This is a genomic window from uncultured Rothia sp. (assembly GCF_937976295.1).
Classification (GTDB): domain Bacteria; phylum Actinomycetota; class Actinomycetes; order Actinomycetales; family Micrococcaceae; genus Rothia.
Genome location: NZ_CALJRY010000274.1, coordinates 1 through 3,905, shown reverse-complemented (window position 1 = coordinate 3,905; position 3,905 = coordinate 1). Strand labels below are relative to the sequence as shown.

3 protein-coding genes and 2 tRNA genes are annotated in these 3,905 nt (G+C 59.5%); all 5 read left to right on the top strand.

Annotation, left to right across the window (positions count from 1 at the left end):
- Positions 1-80: 80 nt before the first annotated feature.
- The 5 genes from Q0216_RS07255 (at position 81) to Q0216_RS07235 (ending at position 3,829) form a co-directional block, all read left to right on the top strand.
- Entirely contained in the window at positions 81-833 is a 753-nt protein-coding gene (locus tag Q0216_RS07255; RefSeq protein WP_005507404.1) for a fumarylacetoacetate hydrolase family protein, read from the top strand.
- Between the two features lie 57 nt (positions 834-890).
- On the top strand, positions 891-2,402 hold the full coding sequence (gene gltX / locus Q0216_RS07250; RefSeq protein WP_298594109.1) for a glutamate--tRNA ligase: 1,512 nt from the start codon (positions 891-893) through the stop codon (positions 2,400-2,402).
- Positions 2,403-2,404: 2 nt separating this feature from the next.
- Positions 2,405-2,821 (top strand): hypothetical protein, encoded by a 417-nt coding sequence (locus tag Q0216_RS07245; protein ID WP_298594107.1) that lies wholly within the window; start codon positions 2,405-2,407, stop codon positions 2,819-2,821.
- A gap of 382 nt (positions 2,822-3,203) precedes the next feature.
- Positions 3,204-3,279: transfer RNA gene (locus Q0216_RS07240), tRNA-Gly, on the top strand.
- Between the two features lie 478 nt (positions 3,280-3,757).
- A tRNA-Gln gene (locus tag Q0216_RS07235) sits at positions 3,758-3,829 on the top strand.
- The last annotated feature ends 76 nt before the right edge of the window (positions 3,830-3,905 follow it).

Here is a 3,905-nt window from a genome sequence, read left to right as displayed (position 1 = left end):
GACGATAAGCTCTACTTTTCAATCGGAAAGTCACTTTTTGCGTATCGAGAGGGGTATGAATGACTGGTACTCTAGAAAGTATGCGTATTGCACGATTTACCGTAAATAATGAGCTCCACTTCGGGCTAGTAGAAGGCGACGCAGGCGAAGAAACCCTGCGCGTACTCGCCGGCGACCCCTTCTACTCGGGCATCGAACCGACCGGCACCACCTACCCCATCGACCAGGTGCGCCTGCTCGCCCCGATCATCCCCCGCTCCAAGGTGATTGGAGCGATCGCAAACTGGGCTGGAACCGAGGCGCCCGCCTCCCCGCAGTTCTTCCTCAAGCCCAACACTACTGTCATTGGCCCCGGCGACCCCGTGACCCTGCCCGAGTACTCCGAAGCCGTCAGCGCAGAAGGTGAACTCGCCGTCATTATCGGCCGTATCGCCAAGTCCGTGCCCCTTGAGCGCGTGCACGAAGTCATCTTCGGCTACACCGTAGCCAACGACCTCACCGCCCGCGACCTGCTCGAAGACCGCCAGTGGACCCGCGCCAAGGGCTTCGACGGCTCCACCCCGCTCGGCCCGTGGATCGAAACCGACCTGGACACCGACTCGCTGAACATCACCACCTGGGTTGACGGCGACGTCGTGCAGGAAGGCAACACCTCCGAAATGCACTACTCCGTAGCCGAACAGGTTGCCGCAGCCTCCGAAATCTTCACCCTGCTGCCCGGCGACGTACTGCTCACCGGCACCCCCGCCGGCATCAGCGTACTGCGCGACGGCAACGAAGTAGAAGTAGAAGTCGAAGGCATCGGCTCCCTCGTCACCCGCGTGCGCGACTAAGCAACCCGCGCCCAAAAACGTAACGTACATCCTGAAACACACCGTCAAGGAGACACCATGACCGAATACCACGGTCCCGTACTCAACAGCCCCGCAGACACCCGCGTCCGCTTCTGCCCCTCGCCCACCGGCACCCCGCACGTGGGCATGGTCCGCACCGCCCTCTTCAACTGGGCGTACGCACGCCACACCGGCGGCAAGCTGATCTTCCGCATCGAAGACACCGACGCGGCACGCGACTCCGAAGAGTCGTTCAACCAGGTGCTCGAATCCCTGCACTGGCTCGGCATCAACTGGGACGAAGGCGTCGGCGTCGGCGGCCCCCACGAGCCCTACCGCCAGTCCGAGCGTAAGACCGCAGGCATCTACAACGAGGTCTTCGCAAAGCTCGTTGAAGGCGGCTACGTGTACGAAGACTTCTCCACCCCCGACGAGGTGAAGGAACGCCGCAAGGCAGCCGGTCAGGACCCGCAGCTCGGCTACGACAACTACGACCGCAACCTCACCGAAGAGCAGAAGGAAGCCTACCGTGCCGAGGGTCGCAAGCCCGTGTGGCGTCTGCGCATGCCCGACGAAGACATCACCTTCAACGACCTCGTTCGCGGTGAAATCACCTTCAAGGCAGGCACCGTACCCGACTACGTGGTCGTCCGCTCCAACGGCGACCCGCTGTACACCTTCGTGAACCCCGTCGACGACGCACTCATGGGCATCACCCACGTGCTGCGCGGCGAAGACCTGCTCTCCTCCACCCCGCGCCAGATCGCGCTCTACCGCGCACTCATCGACACCGGCGTGACCAGCTTCATCCCCGAATTCGGCCACCTGCCCTACGTCATGGGCCAGGGCAACAAGAAGCTCTCTAAGCGCGACCCCGAGTCGAACCTCTTCCTGCTGCGCGACTCCGGCTTCATCAAGGAAGGCCTGCTGAACTACCTGTCCCTGCTGGGCTGGTCCCTCTCCGCAGACCAGGACGTCTTCAGCATCGACGAGCTCGTCGAGCACTTCGACGTACACGACGTTGTCGCCAACCCCGCACGCTTCGACGTGAAGAAGGCAGAGTCCATCAACGGCGACCACATCCGTGCGCTCGACCCCAAGGACTTCCGCGACCGCCTCATCCCGTACCTGCAGGCTGCAGGCGTACTCGGCGAGACCCTCACCGAGCGCGAAGAGCAGGTCCTTACCGAAGCAGCACCCCTCGTTCAGGAGCGTATGCAGCTGCTTGGCGAGGCACCCGGTCTGCTCGCATTCCTCTTCAAATCTGATGAAGAAATCAGCACCGCAGACGACGCACGCAAGCAGCTCAAGGAATCCGCACCGCAGGTCCTCGCCGCAGCAATTGAGGCTCTGGAGCCCCTCGAGGACTTCACCGCAGCCAACATTGAGGCAGCCCTGCGCGCCGCAATCGTCGACGGCCTGGAAATCAAGCCGCGCCTCGCATTCGGCCCCGTGCGTATCGCAGTGTCCGGTGAGCGTATCTCCCCGCCGCTGTTCGAGTCCATGGAAATCCTGGGCAAGGAATCCTCCCTCGCACGTCTGCGCAAGCTTGCCGCTGAACTGAGCTAACCATGAAGCAGTCAATCATTGGGCAGGCGCTGTTGAAGGGCACCCTCATGGCGCTCACCAACGCCTGCATTATCTGGCTGTTCGCCTACATTGCCGGCCTTGACCGCTCCGTGTGGATGGTCATCATCATTATTGCCGGCGCGGCGCTCGCCTACGTGACCGCGTTCCTGGAGGCACGCGCCATGCAGAACGCGGCTCGCGGCGGCGACGTGAGCACCTCGTCCTCTGTCGTGGATTCTTCGGATTCTTCGAGCTCTTCGGACGAAGAGAATGAGGAAGACGACTTCGTGGACCCGGGCCCCGACCCGGACGCGGGTGACTTCGACGCCGGAAGCTCCAGCAGCTCTGACTACTCTGGCGGAGGCGACTCCGGCGGCGGCGATTCCGGTGGAGGCGACTCCGGCGGTAGCAGCGACTAAGCTCTAGCTACTCTCGGCGCGGCTACTTGTGATGCGCTCGCAGGTATCGTAGGCAATATGCATCGTAGGTGTCTGTGGCGCTCACTGTGAGAGCCCAGCGAGAGCCCGGCGAGAACCTACGTTCAAGAGAATCCCCTTATCCAGCGGGAATCAGACGACCGAAAAGTCTGAAGAAACCCGGCGGATCAGGGGATTTTTTATAAATTTGAGAATATTTTTTGTGATGGGTCTTTCCTATGAAACTGCTAGTCAGTATATTTTATGGGGTTAAATCTGGTTCCGCTTGGGGGAGTGTGGCAAGAATTTGGTTTGCGCACCCCGGCAAAGACTCGTATAGTAGTACCTGTTGTTGCGACGAACTGAAAAGTTCAAAGCGAAACATGCGGTTGTAGCTCAGTTGGTAGAGCACCACCTTGCCAAGGTGGATGTCGCGAGTTCAAGTCTCGTCAACCGCTCCACTAAAGCCCCGAGGTTCGCCTCGGGGCTTTTTCGTTGTCTCTGAAAGTTTTGGTAAGTCTTAGCTTTTGGAGGCGTGGGCGCGGGGTAGTGGTCTTTCCGAGGTGACTGCTTGGGTGAGGTGGCTGCTAGGTTGTCTGGCGGTCTGGTTGCAGTGTGGGGTGAAAAAATCTTCAAAAAAATCGGGGTGCAAAGTGTGTGGGGGAGAGGTTGAAGCTACTCTCCGAGCCCCCTAGAACCCTCCTTGGGGCTGCTTTGAGGGATGAAAATCGGCCCCAAAACCCTGTTTTTGAAGAAATTTAAAAAACTTTTTCACCCCAAAAACCCCGGAAATACGCGGAAGTAGCAGGCATAAAACTGTGAATGTGAGGCGGCTCTCCAGATTTCGGCTTGCACGCCTCCAGAAAGACCCGTATAGTTATTACTCGTTCCGGTGATGAGCCGAAAGGTGAAAAGCGGAACGGTAACTCAATAGAGTAATGGGATATGGTGTAATTGGCAACACGAAGGTTTCTGGTTCCTTTGTTCTAGGTTCGAGTCCTGGTATCCCAGCTAACCTCCTTACGGAGGTTGCGGCCCCATCGTATAGCGGCCTAGTACTCCGCCCTCTCACGGCGGCAACACCGGT

Excerpts from the sequence above, each read along its gene's own strand:
- Q0216_RS07255 (WP_005507404.1), top strand. The coding sequence starts at position 81 with ATGCGTATTGCACGATTTACCGTAAATAATGAGCTCCACTTCGGGCTA.
- gltX (WP_298594109.1), top strand. The coding sequence starts at position 891 with ATGACCGAATACCACGGTCCCGTACTCAACAGCCCCGCAGACACCCGC.
- Q0216_RS07245 (WP_298594107.1), top strand. The coding sequence starts at position 2,405 with ATGAAGCAGTCAATCATTGGGCAGGCGCTGTTGAAGGGCACCCTCATG.